We start from the raw sequence: 21408 nt of genomic DNA on the forward strand, positions 1-21408 counted from the left end.
CGTGAGGTGTCCGTCCGCCGGTAAGTCGAGGGTGGACGAACGACAGGCTGCCTGGCCTCGGAGTGAAATCGGTCACCTGCAGGAGGCGATGCGCGCAGCTCCGGTCGACCCATCAACTGATCCCACACGATCGATCGGGGCTGGTAGCGTGCGCCGAATATGAAGATCATGGGGGAAACACCGATGAACCGAACTCGACTGGTCCTGACCGGTTTGGCCGTTGCGGCGGCGATCGCGATGTCCGGCTGCGATCCGCAGCCCAAGACCGAGGGCACCACAACCTCGCCGTCCCCGTCGGCATCGAGCGCCGCCCCGACCGTTGGTGCGGCCACCACCGCGCCCAGCACCGCGGCCAACGACGCGGCCACAGTGAAGGCCTGCGCCGACGTCAAGAAGGACATCAAGGACAACGCGGCCAAGATCACCAAGGCCGAGAAGATCGGGCCGCCGGCCGGGCACTTCGCGGTCAGTGCACAGTGGGCCGCCGGCTCGGTCGCGATCCTGGCCCACTCGATTGGCGCCAACGAGGCAGTCACCGCCGCCTCCGAGAAAATCCAGAACGAGATGATGAGCCTGAGCGACGCGTACAACAAGTCCGCCGACGCCAAGCCCAGCAAGAAGGCCCTGGAAGCCGCCATCAAGGAACTGGACACCGCCTGCTCGGCCGCCTGACCGGTTCGACCACGCAGTCGGCGGCGACCCGCACCCGAGGGGTCACCGCCGATTCGCGTGTCCGGGCGGCCTGCGGCACCCGGGTCAGCGGCCCCCACCAACCTGACCATCAGGTGCGTGGGGGGCGCTTCGTCGGGAAAGCCGTCAGGACGGGGGCGGGTTCACGGCCTTGTTCGGGCGACCCTTGCCGTAGCGGCGGAAACGATCGACCGCGGACAGTTCGGCGGGCCAGATGCCGGCCTGCCGGCGGCGGCACTCCGGCTCGCGGCAGTAGCACCACCACAACGCGCCCGCGTCGTGGATCTTGTCGCCGACGCAGCTGTGCTTGGAGTCGGGGTGGATCCGGGGCATGCAGCCCAGGCACCTCGACCGGCCGGTGGTGATGGGCCGACCGCCCGAGGTGTCGATCGGTCCGTCCATCATCGGTCCGGAGCCCCCGCGCGCCGCTCACCAGCAGCGAACGGGACAGCCCACTGCGGCATGGGCTGGCCGCGACCGCTCAGGACGCCGGCAGCGGCAGGTCCGGACCAGACATGGTTGACCCAGCGACCCCACCTGCCCGCCTCGTCGAGCGTTGGTCCCGACACCTGCAAACTCAGCGGCCGTCCGTTGAACAGCCTGACGCGCACAGCTGCCGGCTGCCAGGTCGTCCCGCGGATGTCCGTCAACGTGGGCACGCCGGTGATGCGGTAGTACCAGACGATGTCGACGGTTTCCGTGGACTGGATGATGTCCATGCGGCGCTCCTCCAGGGGCAGACGCCGAGTTGGCGGCCAGCCCCTCACTCAGCGGTCAGAAGTTCTGGCCGGCGCGGATGCTCGCCACGAACGGTTCCCACTCGTCCCTGTTGACGATGATCTGCTCGCTTGGGCGCTTGGAGCTGCGGACGATCCGGTTGAGGTTGGCGTCGATGGCGACCTCGACGCAGTTCGGGCCGGAGTTGTCGCACCGGTTCGGGCGAACGAAGGTGCTGGCGGGCCCTGCGGTTCACGGAGTGCAGGCGCTGGTTTGGGTCCAACAGCGGCATCTGTGCCTCTGGACTGTGCTGGGGCCCAGCACCGAGTCTCGTGCGGGCAAGGCCCTCTGGCTGGCGGTGATCGGACTAGTACGGTAGCCGCCGCTTGGAATCCAAGTCAGGGCCGGTGGATGCAGGGGCGGCCACCGCATGATCAGAGCCGCGCTGTGGGCTGCGGCCCGGGCGCTCGGTCAGGTAGGACGCGTTCGTAGCAGACCGAGTCGTCGGAGCCCACATACGCGCCGAACAGGGGGATCTCGCGGTAGCCCTCGCGCTCGTAGAAGCGCATGGCGTCCGGCTGGCCCCGGCCGGTCTCCAGCCGGATGGTCGTCCAACCGCGCTCCTGCGCGGCCTCCTCCAGCGCTCGGAGCAAGTCGGTCGCCACCCCCGAGCCGCGGCTCTTCGGTACCACGTACATCCGCTTCACCTCGACGGTGACCGGGTCGAGGCGGCGCAGCGCGGCGCAGCCGAGCGGTTGGCCGGTGGCTTCGTCGACCGCGACCAGGAACAGGTCGATGTTCTCGGCCGTCGGCGGCGTGCCGGGCTCATGGTCGTCGGTACCGTAGCGGAGGTCGAGTTCGGCTCTCTGCGCCACACGTAACGCCTCGCCCTCCGGGTCGGTCCACGGCCGCCGCGTGATGATCCAGGTCATGCCGCTCCTCACCAAAGCTCGGTAACAAACGTTACGGTAACATTCGTTACGACGATGAAGAGGTGAGAATCGTGTCACTGCCTGCAGACCGAGCGGCCCAGGGCGAGGCGCTGTCGCGTGCGGTCTGGGACGTGCTCGCGCAGCAGGGCCTGGAAAAGCTGACAGTGCGCGCGGTCGCCGCGGCGGCCGGCTGCACGACGGGCCTGGTCATGCACCGCTTCCCGAACCGTCGCGCGCTGCTGCTGCACGCCCGGCAACTGCTGCACGACACCACCCGGCAGCGGGTTGAGGCACTCGAGGCCGCGGCCACCTCGCCGCGGGCAGCGCTGCGCGCGGTCCTCCGCCAGGGCATGGCGACCGATCCGGAGACGACCAACTGGAGCATCGTCTGGTTGGGCTTCCTGGCCGCGGCGGTGGCGGACGCCGAACTGATCGACATGCACCGCCGCAACAACCGAGCCTGGCGGCAACGGGTCGAGCGGCTGGTCGCCGCGGCTGCCCCAGACTGGTCGGTCGACCGGGTCGGCGCGGTCGCCCTGGGGCTGATCGCGATGACCGAGGGTGTCGCGGCTCTCGCCGCCGCGGATCCCGCTGTCTACCCGGCGGATCAGCAGGAACGCATGCTCGACGCCGCCCTAGTGGCCTACGGCCTGGACTGCTGACCCTTCGTGATCAGAGCTGAAGTTGGAGGTTGAGGTACTGAACCTGGTGGTGACGGTTCCGGCCGCGAGGACCAGGGGCAACAGCGCCCCCAGGTCGTTGCACCAGCACCGCACCGCCCACGGCCCGTCCTTCCGCTGGGCGTCACCCGCGATCAGCAACCCGTTCACCGCAGATCAGCCATTTCGCGATGGTTCAGCGCCGGTCGGTCCTGCCCACGGTTGCGTGGTGAGGCGAGCAGCGCGGCCGCCACGATGATCTGTACCACCAGGACGAGCGCCTGGGCGGCGGGTGCCTTGATGGTGAGCAGCGCGATGGTGGTGTTCACGCCGAAGTGGACCGCGACCGATGCCGCGACCCCGGCGAGTTCGTAGGCGTAGCCGGTGAGCAGTGCCATCGGAAAGACGCTGAGCGTGAACAACAGGCCACTCCAGCTGACCAGGCCGAATTCGGACTGAAGCGTCCCGTCGATGAAGAACAGCGGCAGGTGCCACACCGCCCAGGCGGCGCCCAGCAGCAGACCGGCGCGCAGGCGGCTCATCGACGCGCGCAGGCGTGGGTAGGCCGTGCCACGCCAACCGGGCTCCTCGGCCAACGGACCGCCGATGAGCATGCTGATCAGGAACGGTACGGTTCCGCCCGCCGTCGCGATCAACTCGCGCCCTTCGGTCAGGCTCGTCGCGGGGCCGCCCAGGAACTCCGCGAGCAGCGCGGCTGCCAGCACGGTCCCCGATGCCAGGGCCAGCAGCGGCAGCGCCCAGAACAGCCGTGGCCGCAGCCGAAGTCGCACCGTGTGGGCGGGGATCGGTTGACGACGGCGTTGGCGCCGTATCCGGACGGCGATCGCGCCGATCGCCGGGCCGAACCCACCGAGAAGGTACGGAACGAGGGTGGGAGACGTCATCGCCGGTCCATCGAGTGTGCTCCCGAAGAGCCAGAAGGCGAAGGTCCATGCGAACGTGACGATCCAGAAGGTGGTGAGGCCGTCATGCTGGCGAGCAGGGGTTGCGGTGGTCACGCCATTTCCCTTCGCGGGGTGAGGAGCAGGGGTTGTCGGGGTTGGCTCTGTGTGTGGGGGTGAGCCATCGGTTACCCGGCACGGACCGTTTCGGGCGTCCCGTGTAGTCGGCGGGCGAGCCAGCCGGCCACCTGCGCGAGCAGGTCGGGGTCGACCGGCTGGCGGAGCAGCCGCCGGTAGGAGCGCACCGACGGACGGCCGAGGTCGCGACGCAGCACATGGGTGAGGTCGGGAATCCGGTGGACCGTGGTGTCGCCGGGCACCAGCCGGCGGATCTCGTCCAGGTCCGCCGGGTCGACCTGGATGTCCTTGTCGCCAGTGATGGCCAGGACGGGAGCCTTGATGTTCGCCAGGTCGGAGCGCGGGTCGTGGTCGAGCAGCTCCCGCAGCCACCGGGCGTTGGTCGGCCTGCCGAGGATGCGCACCACGTCCGTGCTGGTGGTCTTGATTCGGGCGAGTTGCCGGTTGGCCAGGGCTCGCAGGATCGGTAGCAGCGGTCGTACGGGAGCGGGGAGGTCGCGGGCGATCATTGCGGCCTGCCAGCGCAGGGCGTCCTCCCCTGGGCGGGCGAACCCGGCCAGCAGCACCACCGCCGCCACCTCGGGGCGCGCCCCGAGGGACATGGCGTGAACGGCACCCTCGCTGTGCCCGAGCACGGCAACGGCGTCCGCCCGGATATCGGGTCGCACAGCGAGAGCGCGGAGCACGGCGGCGGCGTCGTGCCGACCGGCGGCGAATCCGGTCGCAAGCCAATCGCCGCCCGTCGCACCGACACCGCGCCGGTCGTAACGCATCGTGGCGATCCCGGCGTCTGCCAGACGTTTGGCCAGTGGTGGTCCGAGTTCCATCCGGAGGCGCGCGGTGTTGGAGTCGCGATCCAGTCGCCCGGAGCCGTGCAGTAGCAGGACGGCCGGGTGCGGTCCGGGGCCGACGGGCAGGGTCAGCGTGCCGACCAGGGGAAGTCCGTCGTCTGCGACAGCCGTCATGTCGACCTCGCGCATGCGCCACCTCCGATTATTCTCAGGGACCGCGAACATTATCAGATCTGGGATCATTATCGTATGTGGGAAGATGGGTTCATGGCAACCGCAGACCTTCTCCTGCACCCCGTCCGGATGCGCATCCTGCAAACGCTGTTCGACACCGACCCGCTGACCACCACACAGCTCCGCGACCGCCTACCCGACATCCCTCCAGCGACGATGTACCGGCACATCGCCGTGTTGGCCGAGGCGGGCGTGCTGGAGGTGGTCGACGAGCGGCGAGTACGCGGCACTGTGGAGCGCAGCTACCGGGTACGCCAAGACCAGGGCACGATCAGTCCCGCCGCCCGGGCCGCGATGACCCGCGACGACCACCGACGCGCCTACACCACGTTTACGGCGTCACTGCTTGGCGACTTCGACCGCTACCTCGCCCACGAACACGCCGACCCCCACCGCGACGGCGTGGTCTACCGACAGGCCGCCGTCTGGCTCACCGACGAAGAGTTCGCCACGATGGTCGCCGAGATCGAACACGCCGTCGTCAGTCGGACCGGCAACACCCCCGACGGCCGGACCCGCCGCGTCGTCAGCCTCGTCGTCGTACCGGACACGCCATCGACGCCACCTGGACCGGCCACAGCCACCCGGTCCCCGACGGAGTAACGCGACATCGCTCGACCAGGCCGGATCACCCGGCCAACGGCTGCGGTACCAACTCAGGCCCCGCCGGTCGCAGATCTTGGTGTACGGGGCTACGGCAACGACAAGCAACAGCCGCAAGACGATGGGGCGGTCCCCTGTCGGGCCGACAGCCGGTGTCGGGATGTGCCGACATCGTGGGTGCGTGGCGCTGCGGGCGTGTCGGCTGCCTGAAGTTCTACGGTGCCCGCATGCCCTCCGACCCCCAGGAAGTCACCGCTGGCCCGCCGCGTCAGCGAATGCCTCCAGGCGCGTGTCGACCCGCTACCTCGAAGACGGCGTACCCGTCTCCTGATCTCGACCTGCCGCACGCCAGCAACGGGCCGATGCTCGTCGCGGTCGGCGGGCCGCTCACCTGATATCCGTTCGAGGGAGGAGATGTCCTCGTGGCACCTGAGAGCAGGACGACCGAGACGTTGACGGCGCGGGACGCTCGCCTGCGGCTGGTCGACCAGTTGCGCGGTCAGGGTTGGATCACCCGACCGGAGGTGGCGGCGGCGTTCACCGCGGTGCCGCGGCACCTGTTCGCGCCGGCCGGCACCAGCATCGAGAGCGCGTACGCGAATGATGTTGTCGTCACCCGACGCGGCTCGGACGGAAAGGCGACCAGTTCGATCTCCGCGCCCTGGTTGCAGGCGTACATGCTGGAGACCGCCGCGCTGAGGCCCGGCGCCCGGGTCCTGGAAATCGGCTCAGGAGGGTACAACGCGGCGCTGCTCGCCGAGGTCGTCGGCCCGGCCGGCACGGTCGTCAGCGTCGACATCGACGTGCGGGTCGTCACCCACGCGCAAGCGGCGCTGGCGCGGGCCGGCTACCCGCAGGTCGAGGTGGTCCACGCCGATGGCGTCCACGGCCATCCCGCCGACGGGTTGTGGGACGCGGTGCTCGTCACTGTCGAGGCCAGTGACCTCCCACCCGCGTGGACCGACCAGCTCTCCCCCGCCGGCAGGCTGGTGGTGCCTCTGCGGATGCGCGGCAACACCCGCTGCCTCACCCTGCAGCCTGACGGTGATCACCTGGCCGCGACAGCGTCCGTGCAGTGCGGCTTCGTCGCGATGCAGGGCCACGGCCGGGACCCGGCCCGCCGGGTGCCGCTGCGCGGCGACGACGCCGTTCTCACCCTGGACGACCACACCACCAGCACCAACGCCGAGGCTCTCCGCGCTGCCCTTGACGGGCCACGGGTCGAGGTGTGCTTCCCGGTGACCGTGGACATGAGCATGGGCACCTACTTCGAGAGCCTGCACCTGTGGCTGGCCAGTCAACCTCGCCCGTATGGCGCACTGAGGGTCGATCGGGACCGCACCGCCGGCCTGCTGGACCCACAGGACCGCTTCTTCTGCCCCACCCTGCTGACCAACGACAGCCTCGCCTACCTGACAATGCGCCGCCACGACACGACGACGTGGCAGCTCGGCGGGCACGGCTTCGGTCCACACGCCACCAGACTGACAAGCGATCTGATGGACCTGACAGTCGCCTGGGATCAGCGGTTCCGGGCCGGCGCCGGCCCGGACATCACAGTGCACCCGGCCGGCACGCGACTGCCCGACACCGAACGATTGCGGCTGCTCGTGCCCCGCCGCCACACGCTGACCGCGCTCACCTGGCCGGAGACAGACCGATGAGCAACACCGAGTCGCCGATCCTGATCTGCCTGCGGGGGAACTCCGGCTCCGGCAAGAGCACCATCGCCCGTGAGCTGCGGTATCGGCACGGCCGCGGCTGCGCCCTCGTCGGCCAAGATCATATGAGGCGGATCCTGCTGCGGGAACGTGACAAGCCAGGTGGCCTCGCACCCACGCTCATCGCGCAGAACGTCCGCTTCTGCCTCGACCACGGCTACCACGTGATCCTCGAAGGAATCATGCACACCGCCCGGTACCGGAGCATGCTCACCGAACTGCGCGACACGCACCGAGGCCGAACTCTGTTCGTGTACCTCGACGTGTCGTGGCCGGAGACGCTGCGCCGACACCAGACCCGGCCCGAGGCGCAGGAGTTCACCGCCGACACGATGCTCGCCGTGTACACCCCGCGCGACGTCCTCGGCTGGCCCGACGAACTCGTCCTGCCGGAGACCACCACCCTGGAGCAGGCGATCGAGCGCATCGCCACCACCGCCGGCCTGCCGTTGACCGGCCGCGACGACGACCTGCTCCCGGCCATCCCATGACCCCACCACCCCGCGCAATCCCGGACCGGTCGCGTGGTGGACGGGACGGATGACGTATTCGCGGCGCTGATCGCCGGGTGGGCACCGGCCGGGTCGTGCACCGCACCTACAGGGCCGTCGTCGCCAACGTCCAGAGCGACGGCCACCCGGTGATCGTGAGGCTGTTGGGGATGAACGGGATATTGTCCGGTCCGGACGGGACGCGACCCAGAACGCGTGACTTGAAGACCGGCGAAAGCGCGGTGGAGTGTTAGGGAACCGGGCTCACCCTGCGCAGGTGGAGATTGTCGCCGCGTTTCTCGACTCGTACGCGCCGGCCCTGAGCCGGTGCGATGCCCGCCCGCCGGTGCCGCCCGTATGAGCTTGGTGTCGGCGTTCGCACCGATCTGGATCCTCACCGCGGTGGGCTACGCGGCCTGTCGTTGGGGCCTGCTGGGCGAGGCGGCGGCGTCGGTGCTCGGCCGATTCGTGTTCCACCTCGCGATGCCGTCCGCCCTGTTCCTGGCCCTGTCCCGAATGCCGCTGTCCGGGTTCGCCGACCGCTCGCTGCTCGCCTTCGGGGTGAGCACCGCCGCTGTCGTCGGGTTCGGGTGGGTCGCCGCGAGCTGGCTGTTCAATCGCGTACCCGGCGAACGGCCGATCTGGGGCATGGCCGCCGGGTACGTGAATTCGGCGAACCTCGGCATCCCGGTCGCAACGCAGGTTCTCGGCGACGTGTCGTTCCTGGCGAAGGTGGTGCTGCTACAGGTGTTGGTGGTGACACCCGTAATCCTGGTCGCCCTGGACCGGCACAGCGACCCGGCCGGGCGGGTACGGGTCCGCCGCATCGCCTCCCTGCCGGTACGCAACCCGGTGATCCTGGCCTCGCTGCTCGGTGTCGCGTGCTCGGCCGCCGGCCTGCATCTGCCGTCGACGGCCGGCGCGTCGCTCACCCTGCTGTCGGGCGCGGCGGTTCCGGCCGCCCTGGTCGCGCTCGGCGCGTCGCTGCACGGCACGGCACCGTCACGGGCCGAGCCGGCCGGTCTGGCCAACCTGGCCGAGCTGGCCGTGATCACCACGCTGAAGCTCGTCGCACAGCCGGTCATCGCGTACGCGGCCGGCCTGGCCCTGCACCTGTCCGCGCCGCAGTTGCTCGCCGTGGTGGTGTGCGCGGGCCTGCCGACAGCGCAGAACACGTTCATCTTCGGCCAGGAGTACGGCGTCGGCGAGGCGGTGGCCAACCGGGCGGTGGTGGTGACCACGACACTGTCGCTGGCCACCCTGGCCGCGGCGGTGGCGCTGCTCGGGTAGGTCCGTCAGCTGCGGCAGCACGCGGAAGGCTGCGCACTCGATCTTCGCCTTGTGGGCCTCGCGGGCCGCGGTGTCGATCTGCTCCTCGTATTCGACCGCCTGCTACGAGGTAGCGCGGACTCACCCGAGTTCGCTGACCAGCCGCTCACCCTCCGGCCAAGGGCCGAAGCCACTGGCCGTGTCGAGATGACCGACGTCACCCGCATCAACCAGCTCGGCGCCCCAGTCCTCGGCAAACTGTTCGAATTGCGCGAAGGTGGTATACGGGTCAGAGCGGCTGGCGACCACGATGGTGCGGAACGGCAACCTGGCCCGGGGCACCACCCAGGGGATGTCCGAAGGGTCGTCCGGCTCGGCTCCAGTGATGCGCGGGGGCGTGACGAGCATCGCGGCACGCACCGGACCGCTGTGCGTAGCCGCCCAGAGGGCCACGGTGATGCACCCGGCGCTGTGTGCAATGAGGACAGCCGGCTCGTCGGACTCGCCGACCGCGGTGTGCAGCGCTGCCACGCGATCTCTCAGGATCAGCGGCGGACCGGGCGGCTCCGGCGCCCAGCGGTACTCCGGATGAGTCTCGGCCCATCGCCGCAGCCAATGCTCTGCGCGGGCGATTCCCCGCCCCGGCACCAGCAGGTGTCGCGTCACCCCACCGACAGTACGGGTCCAGCGATGGGCATGGCCCCGGTGCACCGGACTCCGACCGCGCGGCAGGCAGAAGTTCGCGTACCCGTGCAGGTGGGGTCGCAGACCCGCGGGCAGTGTCGCAGCAGGGCGCCCGGCGAAGTCGGGCCACTAGACTCCGCGCATGCAGCATTGCCGACTTTCCTCCGCCAAGCGCACAGCGATCGGGGCGTCACTGCTGGTCTTGGCCGTGGCCGGCTGCAACTCCAGGGCGGAATCGTCCTCCGACGCCACGTGGTCGAGCCCTGACACCGCCGCCACCGCGAGCGCCTCCCGCGCTGCTTCGCCCCCAAGTTCCCGTGACGCCGAACCTTCCGCATCTTCCTCCCCCACCGCGGCCGAATCACGGGAGACCGAGGCGGTACGGGAGTCCAAAGCGGCACAGAGGACGGAGGCGCCGAGCGGGGGCGGCGCCAAGTACACGGCGTGTGCCGATGGCGACTGCAAAGTGTCCTTCTCCGGTTCGGTCAAATTCCCACTCGGCAGCTGGACGGCGTCGTCCTCCGTGGAGAATGGCGGTGTCAGGGTGCGACTGACCGACGCCAATGGCAGGGGCGGCGGTGGCGGCTTCATGGCGCGTCCCGGGTGCACTGTGGCGATACACGCCGACGGCGGCGGGCGAGTCGGATGCGACCAACCCGCAGCCGGGCCCGAACCGGGAGGGTGGGTCGTACACCTGCTGGAACTGGACGGGGACACCGCGGTCATCCGAGCGATCCTGGGCTGACTGTGCCGGGCGGCGGTCTCGGTGTTGCGGGAGCCGCGCAGGGTCTTGCCGTCGCGCGGGTGGTGCCACACTCGCCGACGTGAGTTCGCCGCTGGAAGCCTTCGCCGGGCTGCCCGATCGATCCAGGAGACTTCGGCCCTGGCCAGGGACGCGAGCCGCACGTCCACTGGATGCCCGACATCCTTTCGTCAGGAGTTCCTAGCCTGGGCGTGAGAGGTTGCGTGCCAGCGCCCGCCGTGCGGGCGCTGCCGGGTCGGCGACGGCCCCGGCGGTCTGGAAGCGGGACCGCCGCTGGCTGTGGGCGTCCAGACGGGCAGCGACGCGGGCCAGGGTCCTGTCGTCGGGACCGGCGTTCCGGCCCAGGTCAGGGTCGTCGTCGAGATAGCCGGCGACGTTCGCCTCGCCGCGTTCGTAGCCGCGGCCTTCGTAGATGTTGCCGTGCCGGCAGACGAGGAAGTTGTAGCCGATGTCGCCGTCGAAATCCTTGTCGTTTCCCGGTGACTCTCGTAGATGTCGGCGATGTCCTGCCGGCACGCGACTTCTGTCTCGTAGTCGTTGCCCAGGGGGTTGGATCCGCCACGGTGGTGGATGAAGACCCCGCCGATGGGGTTCCAGTTGGGGTTGGCGCTGCGCTGCGGGTTCGCGGCGGCGTGCCCCCGGTGTTCCTCGGCGACGTACGGTGCCCAGGTTGCACGCCTGTGGCTGGTCGCGGACATCGCTGCTCCTTCTCGCTCAATGCGCAGGGCGGGTGGTCGGCCGGCAACGCCGGGCGCCGCCGGGAGAGACCGCGGCGGCGCCCGGAACGGGTCAGCGCCAGCGGGTGCACCCGTCCAGATGCAGGTCGTTGCCGCTACGGAAGCAGCCACGCAGTGTGTAACGGAACGACCACATGTTGGTCCATTTCTGCCCGCCCGTTGGACCGCCCTGCAACTCCGGGCCGCCGGAGACCTGGAGCACCGCCACGCAGGGCCGCCAGACGTCGAAGCAGTCGCCGCCGGTCGTACGCACCCACGCGGTGTCACATGTCGGCGAGTACCGCAGTTCGAGGAGCGTGTTCTGCAGCCAGGGACTCGATCCCTGGTATCGGAAGGACTCCAGGTTGCGGGCATCGTCGGCACAGCCGGTGACCTGCGGATCCTTGTCGTTGCACTGGCCCGGTTGGCAGCCGGCGGCGTAGGCCGGCTGCTGCGTCGTGATGGTCACGACCGTTCCCAGCACCAGCGCCGCCAGTGCCGACGCGACTCTGCGGGTTACTTGCGAGAGGTTCATCGTGTGCTCCAGCCCTGCGAATCGATGACGGTCCGCCCCTCGGATCGGGGCTGCCGACAGGATCCGCGATCCTGTCCGGTAGCAGCGGACGCGTTGCGCACAGTGATCCTCAGTGCAATAAATGGCCGCATGGGAGCCGGAGGAAGCGCGACGGGCCGCCGCGGCCGCCCCTACCGGACGGTTGTCGGACCGGCCAAGCGACCGAGCCTGCCCGCACACCAGTACCGAGTGGGCTGGCTGCTGCGGGTCAACCGGCTGTACGGGCCGAGCGATCGGTGGCTGAGGTCGGCAGCCTTCGCCGGCGCGTTCCAGGGCGGCTGCTGGGCTGAGCTCACCAGCATCTACCAGATATCCCGTTGGGAGACGGCGGCGGTGTGCGCCCCGTATCTGGCCGTCCGCCGGTACGAGGAGTTGCTCGGCCTACCGTCGCACCATCTCGTCGCCCTCGTGGACACGATCCATCGGTACGCCGCATCCACCCACAGCGTCATGCCGGAACTGGTGCGGGCGCCGGACCGGCTCGCCGCGTCGGACCGTCTCGATGAGCTCGTGGACCGGGCGGCATCGTCGACGGCTCTGCTGACCGGCGTCGAATGGGACGAGCTGACACGACGGTTGGCTGCCACGCCGACCGTGGTGATCACCCCTCACCGAGCCTGGGGGACAATCGCCGAGCGGCTGCTCGGTGAGACAATCGTCGCGGACGGGATCGCCTGGATGCAGCGGTACGAGGCGCTGAGTCGGCTCCTGGCGCATCCCGTCGGCCAGCAGGCGGCGGTCAGCGCGTGCACGAGCCTCGCAGCGGACCCTACGAACCAGGTGTTCGTCGAGACGGTGGGCGTGCTAGACGCCAGTGACCACCCCGACGCGAACCGGTACGTCCTCGAACAGCTCGTCCATCCCACCAACGAGCGGGCTCAGTACGGAGCCCTGCTCGCCAGCGTTCGCAAGCTGCGTTTCGGCCACTTCACCGACGCCGAGATGCCCGGTCTGGCGGCGATCGTCCAAGAGCTGACGTTCGACTCGACCCGGCGGGACGACATCCAGCCCCTGGCGGCCGAGCTGCTGCGCCGCCTGCCGGACACGATCTCGGCAGCGAGCCGCACCAGGCTGGGGACGTTGGCTGCCGATCCGACCCTCAAGCAGGTGTTGCGCGCAGGCAGGCTGGCCGATCAGGAGGCGAGCCAGCGGCTGGTCGCCCGGCTCGCCGGCATGGTGGTGGCGCTGATGCCACGCGACGTCCCGCGCTTCCGCGACGAAGTGCTGCCGGTCCTGCTGGACGAAATGTTGTTCAACCCGGTGTTCGACATCCGGCTGCTCGCGGCCATCACTGTCGGCGGCACCCCGTACCGCCGGCCGCTCGCCGCCGGGCTCGCCGCGGAGTTGTCCGGGGCGACGGTGCTGGGAGCACCGGTGGCGCCCGCCATGATCGAGGCGCTGCGGGTGCTCGGCGGGGCAGAGCAGCGCGCGGTGATCGAGCAACTCATCACCGCCAGTGGCGTGCCCGCTCGGGTCACCGTCGCCGCGGCACAGGCCATCGGGCACGTCGGCGGGCGCAGCGAGGACCGCTTCTGGAGTCAGGCGATCACCTATCACGCAGGGCTGTGGCAGCGTACTCACCGGCCGGCACACGCGGCGGCGCTGAGCGGCCTGACCTACGGCGTGGGCATGACCCGCAATCGGGCCGTGCTGCACCGACTGCGGACCGACGACCGGATGCCCGAGCGGGTGCGCGCCGCTGCCACCTGGTGGCTCAACCTGCCGACAGTGGTGTATGAGGGTGCCAACCGGTGAACCCACGCCCGCCGCCTGAACCGCACGTCCTCAGAGCGCCGACGGACACAACAAGCGGTGTACGGCGAAGCTCGGGCTACTGGGGAGGACACGCGCAAGTAGCTGTCGGGCGGACAACAATGACAGCCGGCAGAAGTTCCGCACGGAGTGCGTCGGATATGACGGGGACGTATCGCGTTATCGACTCCGGTACGACTACAACGCCTCACCGTGTTTGGTCCAGCCAAACGGCAATTTCGGTGTGCGACTGAAGCTGGCCCCGTGTGGTCAGGGTTACGACGTGTGGGAACAGTGGGCGGACGGCTCCGCCACTGTCGACGGCACCAGGGTGCAGACGCACCGCTTCAAGAGCTACGTGAATGAGATGCGCGTCGACGTCAACGGGGGATACACGGCAGACGGGACAGCCGTCCAGCCCGCTCCCTCGGTCCTGGGGTCCGCGACGGACCACCTTCGGATCGTGGCTACTCCATCAAGACCCGCATGAAGCCCTTCGTGGGCTTGGCGACGAACCCTCAGCCCGCGTCCGACGATTTCCAGCCCGGATGCAAAGTGGCGGATCGCCGCCTCGATGCTTGGGCGTCGAGGAGCTGGAGGGGACGGGCTTGCCGCAGCCGCTTGGGCTCGAGCAGGCGACACCGCTCCCCGGCCGCACGTCGAGGGCGGTCCTGCCGGAGCCGGGAACCTGTCGAGGTAGGTAGCGCACGTCGCGGCAGGAAGACGGCGCCGCAGTGATCGCCGGAACCGGTGCCAGCGTGGCGGTTCACGGCGGTGGGTTGTTCAGCGGCCACGGGATCTCCCGCGTACCCACGACTATTCCGTATTAATTCAGCGAAGACCGTACTGTGTTGGTGAATGGCGAGTGGGATGGTTGCGCTGGCTCTCGGGTGATCGGGGACCGCTGATGGACGCTGATGTCGCGGTGGTTGGTGGGGGGCAGGCTGGCCTGGCCATGGCGCACGCTCTGCGAGGTGCGGGTGTGAACGTGGTGGTCCTCGAGGAGGCCGACCGTTCGGGCGCTGCGTGGCGGTCCCGTTGGGATTCGCTGCGGCTCTTCACACCGGCCGCTTACAGCGGGCTGCCGGGCATGCCGTTTCCCGGACGGCCAGCAGCGCCCAGAGCGCCTACATCGAGGGCATGCAACTCATCCTGATCGTGTGCGCCGCCATCACCGTGGTCGGAGCCGCCCTGACGCTCATCTTCATGCCAGGACGGACCGCGCCGAGCACCGCCGCCGAGCCAGCCGCGCCCAGGGACGTAGACAGAGAGCCCACCGCCCTCAACTAGCCCGGACAAGCAGCAGGCCTCGGGATGCGCCCGAGGCCTCCTGCGCCGTCGGCATGTGAGTCCGCTGATGGCGATCGACGTTTGATTGGCCGCAGTCAGCAGGACGTTCGCCAGCCTGGATTCCAACGAACGCGAACGGCGTTCCCCGCGCCTCATCCCGTTGCGGTCAACACCCCGGACCCTCTAGCTGGGCCGCCAGATCGGTCCGGCTACTGGTGGGCACGGCGACGCTGCTGGGGACCATTCAGGCATCGAACCCGTACTCGCCGAGGCCATGCCACCGTTGAGCTATTCCTGCTGTCCTACGCCTGGCGGCGCGCCGGACGAGGCGCGGTGAGGACGGGCAGTCCCGAGGTCACTGTGTGTACGTGCAGGTCGTGCACGCCACGAACGTGATCGACGTCGGTGATGTGCTCACGGCCCTTGCTGCCCGGTCGCCGTCACCTGGTGGCCGTGGTCGTGGCCCATCAGTGGGTCTCCTTCACCGTGCTCGCCGTGCCGGCACCGTCGCCCTGGCCGATCAGATCGAAAATCATGCTCACATACGCATACCAAGATGATCGATCCGCGCCGCGTCAAGACTCACGACCAAATAGTTCAGCATCTTGTTTATTCACCACATGATGTACTGTCGGCTGGTGGAGACTCTGACGCACGGACAGGTCCTGGCCCGCTTCGGTCACGCCCTGTCCGACCCGGTCCGCGCCCGGCTCCTGCTCGCTCTGCGCGAGGGGCCCGGCTACCCGGCGGACCTCGCCGACCTGCTGGGCACCAGCCGGCAGAACCTGTCCAACCACCTGGCGTGCCTGCGGGGCTGTGGCCTCGTCGTCGCCGTGCCAGAGGGCCGGCGTAGCCGCTACGAACTGGCCGACGCCCGACTCGCGCACGCCCTCGGAGACCTCCTCGGCCTGGTCCTGGCCGTCGATCCGGCCGCCTGCCCGGCCGCCGAGTCCGAGGGGTGCTGCTGATGAACGCGCCACTTCCGCTGGTGTCGGTCGGCCCATCGCCGGCCCGCCGCTCGGTCCTGATCCGGCGGGTGCGCCTGTTCGTCGCCGCGACGATCACCTACAACGTCATCGAGGCGGTCATCGCCATCAGCGCCGGGAGGATGGCCTCCTCGACCGCGCTGATCGGGTTCGGGCTCGACTCCGTCATCGAGGTGGCCTCCGCCGCCGCCGTCGCCTGGCAGTTCTCCGGACCCGACCACGAACGCCGCGAGCGCGCCGCGCTGCGCGTCATCGCGTTGTCGTTCTTCGCCCTCGCCGCGTACGTGTCCGTCGAATCGGTGCGCGCGCTCGTCGGCGCGGGCCGCGCGGAGCACTCCACGATCGGCCTGGTCCTGGCCGCGGTGTCCCTGGCGGTGATGCCGGTCCTGTCTGCCGCACAACGCCACGCGGGACGCGGGCTCGGCTCGGCGTCGGCCGTCGCGGACTCCAAACAGACCCTGCTGTGCACGTACCTCTCGGCGGTGCTGCTGGTCGGGCTCGCGGTCAACTCGCTGTTCGGCTGGTGGTGGGCCGACCCCGCCGCCGCGTTGGTCATCGCCGCGGTCGCGGTCAAGGAAGGCCGCGAAGCCTGGCGCGGCGACACCTGCTGCGCCCCGGCTGCGGCGCTGCGCTCCCCCGCCGTAGGCAGCGACACCAGCGAATGCACGGACGGCTGCTGCACCACCGACAACCGCTGAGCGAGCCTGCTGACGCAGGAGGCTCCTTCGACCACCGCCGCAGCCGCCATGCGGCGAGCCCAGACGCAGCGGACGAGCTAGATCAGCGTGACCCAGTACTCCCCCAGAAGCGGCTCAGGATCGCGATCAGGATGATCGCATACCAGGCGGTGAGGATGAGGCTGTGGTAGCTGGCAGCAGTGTCGGCGACCCGCTGCACAGACCCGGGAAGCGCGGCACCGTGATCGCGCAGCGTGAAGTACACAAAGATCGGAATGGCGACAGCCAAAACCAGCATGCAGTACGGGCACAGCGCGCCGATGACGTAGAGGCTCTGATAGATCAACCAGCGCACGAAGATTACGCCGAACGTCACACCGGTCTACAGTCCCAGCCAGAACCAGCAGGGCAGTCGCACACCCGCCAAGTAGGACGACGCCGACCGACGGCGCAGATCCGGGCGGTGGTCCGGGACAGGGGTTTCCTGTTCGGGTGAGGTCGAGTCGGCGGCCGGATCGACGGTGGCGGCGCTCACTCGGCCAGCGCGGCGCCGATCGCGGCGACAAGGTCGTCCTGGCCGCGCAGGTCGGTCAGTTTCCGGCCGTTGAGGAAGAACGTCGGAGTGCCCTGCACCGGCGGCTGCACCATCGGCTATACCTGACCACAAAGGTGATGCGGCCCTGATACGTCGCCAGGACTTGCTTGAAGCACCGTCGATTCCATCGCGCCAGCCTCAGTGGTCGCAGCAGACGGCTGGGTCGGGACGGTTGACGGCCGACCCGGTAGGACGGGCGCATCGTGAGGGGTCCAATCTTCTGCGAGTTGGGCAGGGCGGTCCGGACCGGCCGCGGATCGGGCGGGGACGGCCCGGCTGCGGCCGGCGGGGCTATCCGAGCTGGACCAGGAGGCACCCCAGCACCAGCAGGGCCAGACCGGTCAACCGGACCGCGGTGAGCGGCCGGCGGGGCAGCCGGAAGACGCCGTACTGGTCGATCAGGGCGGAGGCGAGCTGCTGGCCGGTGACGGTGAGGGCGACAGTGGTGGCCGCGCCGATCTCGGGGATCAACATGAACGTGGCCACCACGTAGGCGGCGGCGCAGGCGCCACCGAGCCAGCCCCACCAGGGCACCGTCCGCAGGTTGCCCAGGTCGGGGCGGGGCGTCCGGTGGGCGGCCAGCAGCACCAGCAGCACGATCAGGATGGTCAGGGTGGCGACGGTGAAACTGACCGCGCCCACGGCGAGCGGCTCGTGGAGGTCGGCCCGGAGCTTGGCGTTGACCGCCCCCTGGATCGGCAGGACCGCACCGGCGACGAGACCGAGCAGCAGCCATCCCGTCCGGGCCAGGGCCGGCGGGGCGCCCGATCCGGCCTGCGGCGCCGCTGCCTTCTGGCCCCGCACGATGGCGGTGATGCCGGCGAGCACCGCGAGCGCGCCCAGCACGATCACCACCGACAGCGGCTTCTTCGGCACCCCGAGCAGGCCGAAGAGGTCGAGCCCCAGCGAGGCGAACATCTGCCCGGTCACGAAGAGGCCGACCGCCAGCAGCGCACCGAGCCGAGGAAAGAGCAGGATGCCGCTGGTGATGTAGAGCGGGCTGGCCAGACCGCCGAGGAGATGCCACCAGGTGGCGTCGGGAAGCTTGCCGAGCGCGCCGAGCGCGCCGAACACGGTGCCGATGATCAGCAACAGGACCGCGGCCACACTGAGCTGCACGGTCGACGCGCCGTACGGCGTGCCGACCGCCTTGTTGAGCTGCAGGTTGACCGAGGCCTGCACGGCCAGCAGGCAGCCCACCAGCAGGGCTGACGCGAGAAGTAGGTAATGCATGAAACCACCTTGGGCAGCTAAACGGACAACATGCCCGGTTAGCATAGACGAAGCTTTATTGAAATTGGGACTCTCGTCCGTATCGTTCGTGACCAGGTAGGGTGACGCCATGGCGGGTTCAGCGACGGACGGTCCCGGTGTGTCGGGTCGTCAGATCGACCAGCCAGCTTCCCCCAGACCCCACCGGCTGTTGGCAGACCTGGATGCCTCGGGTGCGCCCATGCCCCGCACCAGGGAGCGCGCCGACGCCGTCCGCAACCGGGAGCGCGTCCTGCAGTCGGCCCGACGCCTGTTCCGGGAGCGCGATCCGCGCACCGTGACCATGGAGGACCTGGCCCGTGCCGCCGGGGTGGGTAGGGCGACCCTCTACCGGCGCTACCGTGACCCGGCAGCGGTCGCCGTGGCCCTACTCGACGAGCACGAGCGTCGACTCCAGGAACGACTCATCCGGGGCGAGCCGCCACTCGGGCCCGGCGCCCCGCCGGAGCAGCGGCTCTGCGCCTTCTACGCCGCCATGGTCGAGCTGCTGGAGGAGCACCTTCCGCTGGCCCTGGGCGGCGAGGCCGGCGCCGCCCGGTTCCGCACCGGTGCCTACAACTTCTGGCACCTGCACGTCCGCGTCCTGCTGGTCGCGGCCGGAGCACCCGACCCGGAAACCCTGGCGGACGCCCTGCTGGCACCACTGGCACCCGAGCTCTACCAGCACCAACGACGGGAACGCGGCCTCACCCCGGAGCGGATCACCCGCTCGCTCGACGGGCTGGCCCGTGCGGCGCTCGCCCGGGTCACCCCGGACGGCGGCCACCACACCAACGGCCGCCACCACTCCGACGGCACCCACCGGCCCACCTCGCCCGGCTGAGGTCGGGGTCACCGACCGACCCGGCTCAGCCCACGGGGGTCCCGCCCGAGCCGACTCGCGGACCACGACGGGTCGTCCGGGTGGGTGCTCCGCACCGGTCCGTTGCGGGCCATCGTGAGCTGGCGGCGGAACGTCTCGCACCCGGGGTGCCGGCCGACCAGGTCGGTCAGCTCGTCGGCGGCCTGCTGGTGCCGGCCACACCGCAAGTCGCACTCGATCCGATGGCGCAGCACGCTCAGCCGGCTCTGCTCCACGGATGGCCCGCAGCAATACTGCCTGGTCCAGTACCACCGCTGACGGTGGACGCACTACCTTCGGCCTGAGCGCGACCTCGTCGGCCAGGTTCCCGCCGATCACCCGGGCAGCGAAGTCGGCCTCCATGAGGGTCCGGGACGCGATGATCTCCGGGTGGCCCGCCTTTCAATAGATGGTTCGAGCCGGCGGGCCGTACCCGACAAGCCGACCGGCGGAAGATCCGTCTTCGGCGTCGCAAGAAAACCCTTCGATTCGAGCGACGGGGATCGACCACAATGCCACTGTGGAACGCGAGCACCTGGTGAAGTTGAGCAAACGGATGTCGAAGGCACTCCGACACGATCCCGACCGGGTCGGCCTGGTGCTCGACCCGGCCGGTTGGACTCCCGTCGACGCTCTGCTCGCGGCCCTACGGATCGAGCGGGCCGAGCTGGACGCGGTCGTCGTCGGCAACGACAAGCAGCGGTTCGCTGTCGAGCGCGGCACCGACGGGGTGCTGCGGATCCGGGCCAACCAGGGTCACTCGGTCCCGGTGGACCTCGGGCTTCCCCCGGTGGCCCCACCGGACCGGCTCTATCACGGCACCAGCGCCGGTGCGCTGGAGTCGATCCGGGCCACCGGCCTGCACCGCGGTGGCCGGCACCACGTCCATCTCTCCGCCGACACCGAGACCGCCCACCGGGTCGGCACCCGACGAGCCGGTCGGGTCGTGATCCTCACCATCGACGCGGCGGCGATGGCCGCCGACGGGCACGTGTTCCACCGCAGCGCCAACGGCGTCTGGCTCACCAACGCCGTCCCTGCCAGCTATCTGCTCGACTGAACCCCGCCCCGGCCCGCACCGCTGTTTCCGGCGGGATGCGGGCGGCCTCGAACGGGATGCGGCACCAGACATCCGGCGAGAGACGCATCGATCCTGCGGACTCACGTTCTTCCCCGCTGGGCCGACGTGCCGCTGTCTCGGATCGACTTTCTCTCGGTTCAAAGCTGGGTATCCGACCTTGGCACCCGGCGCTCTCCGGCCACCGTCGCGGAGTGCTTCCGCCTCCTGTCGAGCATCATGCGGGCCGCTTGCCGGGATCGGCTGATCGGCGCCAACCCGTGCGACGGGGTGAAGGTGCCGGCTCGCCGAAAGAAGGACGCTGACGAACAGGTGTTGCCGCGAGCAGACCTCGTAAGCCGGCTCTTGCCGGCCGTCCCGGATCGGTACCGAGCGCTAGTCGCGCTTGCTGGCGGCACCGGACTTCGGTGGGGTGAGTGCATCGGACTCCGGTGGGACTCTCTGGACCTGAACGCAGCAGCCGTCACGGTCGTGCGCGTAGCCGTGGAGGTGGCAGGCACGGTCACCATGAAGCCCTACCCAAAGTCGAGGGCCGGGCGACGCACGGTCCCGGTCCCCGACTTCGCGACGGAGCTGCTCACCGCGCACCGCGAGGCTTTTCCTGCCGGTCCACGCGGCGAGGTGTTCACCAATTCCAGCGCCGGCCCGCTTCGCCGCACGCTATTTCGCGCTCGGGTATGGCGTCCGTCGCTGGTGCGTGCGGGGTTGCTCGGACGAGTCGACAAGATGGGCCACTTCAAGTGGCGTGCCGCTTGGAACGACTCGGAGGGTATTGAGTGGACGGCGGAATTCACCACGGAGCGAGAGTCCATCGCGCACGTTGCCAAGATGGCGTCCGGTGGCCTGCGCTTTCACGACCTGCGCCACTCGTTCGCGACCGAGCTGGTGTCGCGTGGCGTGCCGGTCACCGACGTGCAGGGCGTCATGGGACACGAGCGGCCGTCGACCACGCTCAACCTCTACACCCACCGGTCCGAGGGACGAGATCAGCGCGTCCGCGACGCGTTTGCTGACTCATAGCTGACTCATGACC

General features: G+C 69.7%; 24 protein-coding genes and 3 pseudogenes. 14 read left to right on the top strand and 13 right to left on the bottom strand.

The window, feature by feature from the left end; all coding sequences use genetic code 11:
• The first annotated feature begins 183 nt into the window (after positions 1 to 183).
• Positions 184 to 672 (top strand): hypothetical protein, encoded by a 489-nt coding sequence (locus AB0A95_RS21570; RefSeq protein WP_357557545.1) that lies wholly within the window; start codon positions 184 to 186, stop codon positions 670 to 672.
• Between the two features lie 144 nt (positions 673 to 816).
• Here AB0A95_RS21570 and AB0A95_RS21575 read toward each other — a convergent pair whose 3' ends face one another.
• The 4 genes and pseudogenes from AB0A95_RS21575 to AB0A95_RS21590 form a co-directional block, all read right to left on the bottom strand.
• Positions 817 to 1023, bottom strand: coding sequence for a hypothetical protein (locus tag AB0A95_RS21575; protein ID WP_357557546.1), 207 nt, complete (start codon positions 1021 to 1023; stop codon positions 817 to 819).
• A 68-nt stretch (positions 1024 to 1091) separates the two neighbouring features.
• Positions 1092 to 1409, bottom strand: coding sequence for a hypothetical protein (locus AB0A95_RS21580; protein WP_357557547.1), 318 nt, complete (start codon positions 1407 to 1409; stop codon positions 1092 to 1094).
• A gap of 55 nt (positions 1410 to 1464) precedes the next feature.
• Positions 1465 to 1626: pseudogene (locus AB0A95_RS21585) on the bottom strand (DUF397 domain-containing protein); the annotation flags it as partial.
• Positions 1627 to 1841: 215 nt separating this feature from the next.
• Positions 1842 to 2339 carry a GNAT family N-acetyltransferase gene (locus AB0A95_RS21590; protein WP_357557548.1) on the bottom strand — a complete coding sequence of 166 codons (498 nt, stop codon included), beginning with the start codon at positions 2337 to 2339 and terminating at the stop codon, positions 1842 to 1844.
• Positions 2340 to 2410: 71 nt separating this feature from the next.
• Between AB0A95_RS21590 and AB0A95_RS21595 the strand changes: the two genes are divergently transcribed.
• Positions 2411 to 3001: a TetR/AcrR family transcriptional regulator gene (locus AB0A95_RS21595; protein ID WP_357557549.1), complete on the top strand. Its 591-nt coding sequence runs from the start codon at positions 2411 to 2413 to the stop codon at positions 2999 to 3001.
• Between the two features lie 164 nt (positions 3002 to 3165).
• On the opposite strand, the gene AB0A95_RS21600 is transcribed toward AB0A95_RS21595, so the two are convergent.
• Together AB0A95_RS21600 and AB0A95_RS21605 are read right to left on the bottom strand one after the other, a co-directional pair.
• Complete coding sequence (locus tag AB0A95_RS21600; protein WP_357557550.1) at positions 3166 to 4017, bottom strand: type II CAAX endopeptidase family protein; 852 nt, start codon at positions 4015 to 4017, stop codon at positions 3166 to 3168.
• Positions 4018 to 4088: 71 nt separating this feature from the next.
• Positions 4089 to 5018 (bottom strand): alpha/beta fold hydrolase, encoded by a 930-nt coding sequence (locus tag AB0A95_RS21605; RefSeq protein WP_357557551.1) that lies wholly within the window; start codon positions 5016 to 5018, stop codon positions 4089 to 4091.
• Positions 5019 to 5096: 78 nt separating this feature from the next.
• Between AB0A95_RS21605 and AB0A95_RS21610 the strand changes: the two genes are divergently transcribed.
• From AB0A95_RS21610 to AB0A95_RS21625, 4 genes are all read left to right on the top strand, one after another.
• Positions 5097 to 5666, top strand: a complete 570-nt coding sequence (locus AB0A95_RS21610; protein ID WP_357557552.1) for a helix-turn-helix domain-containing protein — start codon at positions 5097 to 5099, stop codon at positions 5664 to 5666.
• A gap of 422 nt (positions 5667 to 6088) precedes the next feature.
• Positions 6089 to 7330 (top strand): methyltransferase, FxLD system, encoded by a 1242-nt coding sequence (gene fxlM, locus AB0A95_RS21615; protein ID WP_357557553.1) that lies wholly within the window; start codon positions 6089 to 6091, stop codon positions 7328 to 7330.
• A complete protein-coding gene (locus AB0A95_RS21620) occupies positions 7327 to 7878 on the top strand; it encodes a kinase (RefSeq protein ID WP_357557554.1) in 552 nt (183 codons plus the stop codon). The genes fxlM and AB0A95_RS21620 overlap by 4 nt, the downstream gene beginning before the upstream one ends.
• A gap of 357 nt (positions 7879 to 8235) precedes the next feature.
• Positions 8236 to 9168: an AEC family transporter gene (locus AB0A95_RS21625; RefSeq protein ID WP_357557555.1), complete on the top strand. Its 933-nt coding sequence runs from the start codon at positions 8236 to 8238 to the stop codon at positions 9166 to 9168.
• Between the two features lie 120 nt (positions 9169 to 9288).
• Here AB0A95_RS21625 and AB0A95_RS21630 read toward each other — a convergent pair whose 3' ends face one another.
• The 3 genes from AB0A95_RS21630 to AB0A95_RS21640 form a co-directional block, all read right to left on the bottom strand.
• A complete protein-coding gene (locus AB0A95_RS21630) occupies positions 9289 to 9813 on the bottom strand; it encodes an alpha/beta hydrolase (protein WP_357557556.1) in 525 nt (174 codons plus the stop codon).
• Positions 9814 to 10774: 961 nt separating this feature from the next.
• A complete protein-coding gene (locus AB0A95_RS21635; protein ID WP_357557557.1) occupies positions 10775 to 11110 on the bottom strand; it encodes a hypothetical protein in 336 nt (111 codons plus the stop codon).
• 273 nt (positions 11111 to 11383) lie between these two features.
• Positions 11384 to 11779 (bottom strand): DUF2690 domain-containing protein, encoded by a 396-nt coding sequence (locus AB0A95_RS21640; protein ID WP_357557558.1) that lies wholly within the window; start codon positions 11777 to 11779, stop codon positions 11384 to 11386.
• A gap of 159 nt (positions 11780 to 11938) precedes the next feature.
• On the opposite strand from AB0A95_RS21640, the gene AB0A95_RS21645 reads away from it, so the two are divergent.
• From AB0A95_RS21645 to AB0A95_RS21665, 5 genes are all read left to right on the top strand, one after another.
• Entirely contained in the window at positions 11939 to 13639 is a 1701-nt protein-coding gene (locus AB0A95_RS21645; RefSeq protein WP_357557559.1) for a hypothetical protein, read from the top strand.
• A 904-nt stretch (positions 13640 to 14543) separates the two neighbouring features.
• On the top strand, positions 14544 to 14792 hold the full coding sequence (locus AB0A95_RS21650) for an FAD-dependent oxidoreductase (protein ID WP_357557560.1): 249 nt from the start codon (positions 14544 to 14546) through the stop codon (positions 14790 to 14792).
• On the top strand, positions 14777 to 14926 hold the full coding sequence (locus tag AB0A95_RS21655) for a hypothetical protein (RefSeq protein ID WP_357557578.1): 150 nt from the start codon (positions 14777 to 14779) through the stop codon (positions 14924 to 14926). Before AB0A95_RS21650 ends, AB0A95_RS21655 begins: the two co-directional genes overlap by 16 nt.
• A 623-nt stretch (positions 14927 to 15549) precedes the next feature.
• The gene (locus tag AB0A95_RS21660; protein ID WP_357557577.1) at positions 15550 to 15894 is read left to right on the top strand and encodes a metalloregulator ArsR/SmtB family transcription factor; all 345 of its coding nucleotides are present in this window, start codon (positions 15550 to 15552) and stop codon (positions 15892 to 15894) included.
• The gene (locus AB0A95_RS21665) at positions 15894 to 16610 is read left to right on the top strand and encodes a cation transporter (RefSeq protein WP_357557561.1); all 717 of its coding nucleotides are present in this window, start codon (positions 15894 to 15896) and stop codon (positions 16608 to 16610) included. Before AB0A95_RS21660 ends, AB0A95_RS21665 begins: the two co-directional genes overlap by 1 nt.
• Before the next feature lie 77 nt (positions 16611 to 16687).
• Here the strand turns inward: AB0A95_RS21665 and AB0A95_RS21670 are convergent.
• The 3 genes and pseudogenes from AB0A95_RS21670 to AB0A95_RS21680 all read right to left on the bottom strand — a co-directional run.
• Positions 16688 to 17016, bottom strand: a pseudogene (locus AB0A95_RS21670) (vitamin K epoxide reductase family protein); the annotation flags it as partial.
• Between the two features lie 104 nt (positions 17017 to 17120).
• Positions 17121 to 17222 (bottom strand): annotated as a pseudogene (locus AB0A95_RS21675) (disulfide bond formation protein DsbA); the annotation flags it as partial.
• Between the two features lie 253 nt (positions 17223 to 17475).
• Complete coding sequence (locus AB0A95_RS21680) at positions 17476 to 18417, bottom strand: DMT family transporter (protein ID WP_357557562.1); 942 nt, start codon at positions 18415 to 18417, stop codon at positions 17476 to 17478.
• Positions 18418 to 18637: 220 nt separating this feature from the next.
• Here AB0A95_RS21680 and AB0A95_RS21685 point away from each other — a divergent pair, with 220 nt between their 5' ends.
• A complete protein-coding gene (locus tag AB0A95_RS21685) occupies positions 18638 to 19279 on the top strand; it encodes a helix-turn-helix domain-containing protein (protein ID WP_357557563.1) in 642 nt (213 codons plus the stop codon).
• Positions 19280 to 19287: 8 nt separating this feature from the next.
• Here the strand turns inward: AB0A95_RS21685 and AB0A95_RS21690 are convergent, their stop codons facing one another.
• The gene (locus tag AB0A95_RS21690; protein WP_357557564.1) at positions 19288 to 19533 is read right to left on the bottom strand and encodes a BTAD domain-containing putative transcriptional regulator; all 246 of its coding nucleotides are present in this window, start codon (positions 19531 to 19533) and stop codon (positions 19288 to 19290) included.
• Between the two features lie 284 nt (positions 19534 to 19817).
• On the opposite strand from AB0A95_RS21690, the gene AB0A95_RS21695 reads away from it, so the two are divergent.
• Together AB0A95_RS21695 and AB0A95_RS21700 are read left to right on the top strand one after the other, a co-directional pair.
• On the top strand, positions 19818 to 20357 hold the full coding sequence (locus tag AB0A95_RS21695; RefSeq protein WP_357557565.1) for an RNA 2'-phosphotransferase: 540 nt from the start codon (positions 19818 to 19820) through the stop codon (positions 20355 to 20357).
• Between the two features lie 126 nt (positions 20358 to 20483).
• Positions 20484 to 21395: a site-specific integrase gene (locus AB0A95_RS21700; protein WP_357557566.1), complete on the top strand. Its 912-nt coding sequence runs from the start codon at positions 20484 to 20486 to the stop codon at positions 21393 to 21395.
• Positions 21396 to 21408 lie beyond the last annotated feature (13 nt).

This window comes from Micromonospora sp. NPDC049230, assembly GCF_040647875.1.
GTDB lineage: Bacteria > Actinomycetota > Actinomycetes > Mycobacteriales > Micromonosporaceae > Micromonospora.

What these genes read in the sequence shown, in the direction of transcription:
- AB0A95_RS21570 (WP_357557545.1), top strand. Translation starts at nt 184, where the DNA reads ATGAACCGAACTCGACTGGTCCTGACCGGTTTGGCCGTTGCGGCGGCG.
- AB0A95_RS21575 (WP_357557546.1), bottom strand. Translation starts at nt 1,023, where the DNA reads ATGCCCCGGATCCACCCCGACTCCAAGCACAGCTGCGTCGGCGACAAG.
- AB0A95_RS21580 (WP_357557547.1), bottom strand. Translation starts at nt 1,409, where the DNA reads ATGGACATCATCCAGTCCACGGAAACCGTCGACATCGTCTGGTACTAC.
- AB0A95_RS21590 (WP_357557548.1), bottom strand. Translation starts at nt 2,339, where the DNA reads ATGACCTGGATCATCACGCGGCGGCCGTGGACCGACCCGGAGGGCGAG.
- AB0A95_RS21605 (WP_357557551.1), bottom strand. Translation starts at nt 5,018, where the DNA reads ATGCGCGAGGTCGACATGACGGCTGTCGCAGACGACGGACTTCCCCTG.
- AB0A95_RS21610 (WP_357557552.1), top strand. Translation starts at nt 5,097, where the DNA reads ATGGCAACCGCAGACCTTCTCCTGCACCCCGTCCGGATGCGCATCCTG.
- AB0A95_RS21620 (WP_357557554.1), top strand. Translation starts at nt 7,327, where the DNA reads ATGAGCAACACCGAGTCGCCGATCCTGATCTGCCTGCGGGGGAACTCC.
- AB0A95_RS21625 (WP_357557555.1), top strand. Translation starts at nt 8,236, where the DNA reads ATGAGCTTGGTGTCGGCGTTCGCACCGATCTGGATCCTCACCGCGGTG.
- AB0A95_RS21650 (WP_357557560.1), top strand. Translation starts at nt 14,544, where the DNA reads ATGGACGCTGATGTCGCGGTGGTTGGTGGGGGGCAGGCTGGCCTGGCC.
- AB0A95_RS21655 (WP_357557578.1), top strand. Translation starts at nt 14,777, where the DNA reads ATGCAACTCATCCTGATCGTGTGCGCCGCCATCACCGTGGTCGGAGCC.
- AB0A95_RS21660 (WP_357557577.1), top strand. Translation starts at nt 15,550, where the DNA reads ATGTACTGTCGGCTGGTGGAGACTCTGACGCACGGACAGGTCCTGGCC.
- AB0A95_RS21665 (WP_357557561.1), top strand. Translation starts at nt 15,894, where the DNA reads ATGAACGCGCCACTTCCGCTGGTGTCGGTCGGCCCATCGCCGGCCCGC.
- AB0A95_RS21680 (WP_357557562.1), bottom strand. Translation starts at nt 18,417, where the DNA reads ATGCATTACCTACTTCTCGCGTCAGCCCTGCTGGTGGGCTGCCTGCTG.
- AB0A95_RS21685 (WP_357557563.1), top strand. Translation starts at nt 18,638, where the DNA reads ATGCCCCGCACCAGGGAGCGCGCCGACGCCGTCCGCAACCGGGAGCGC.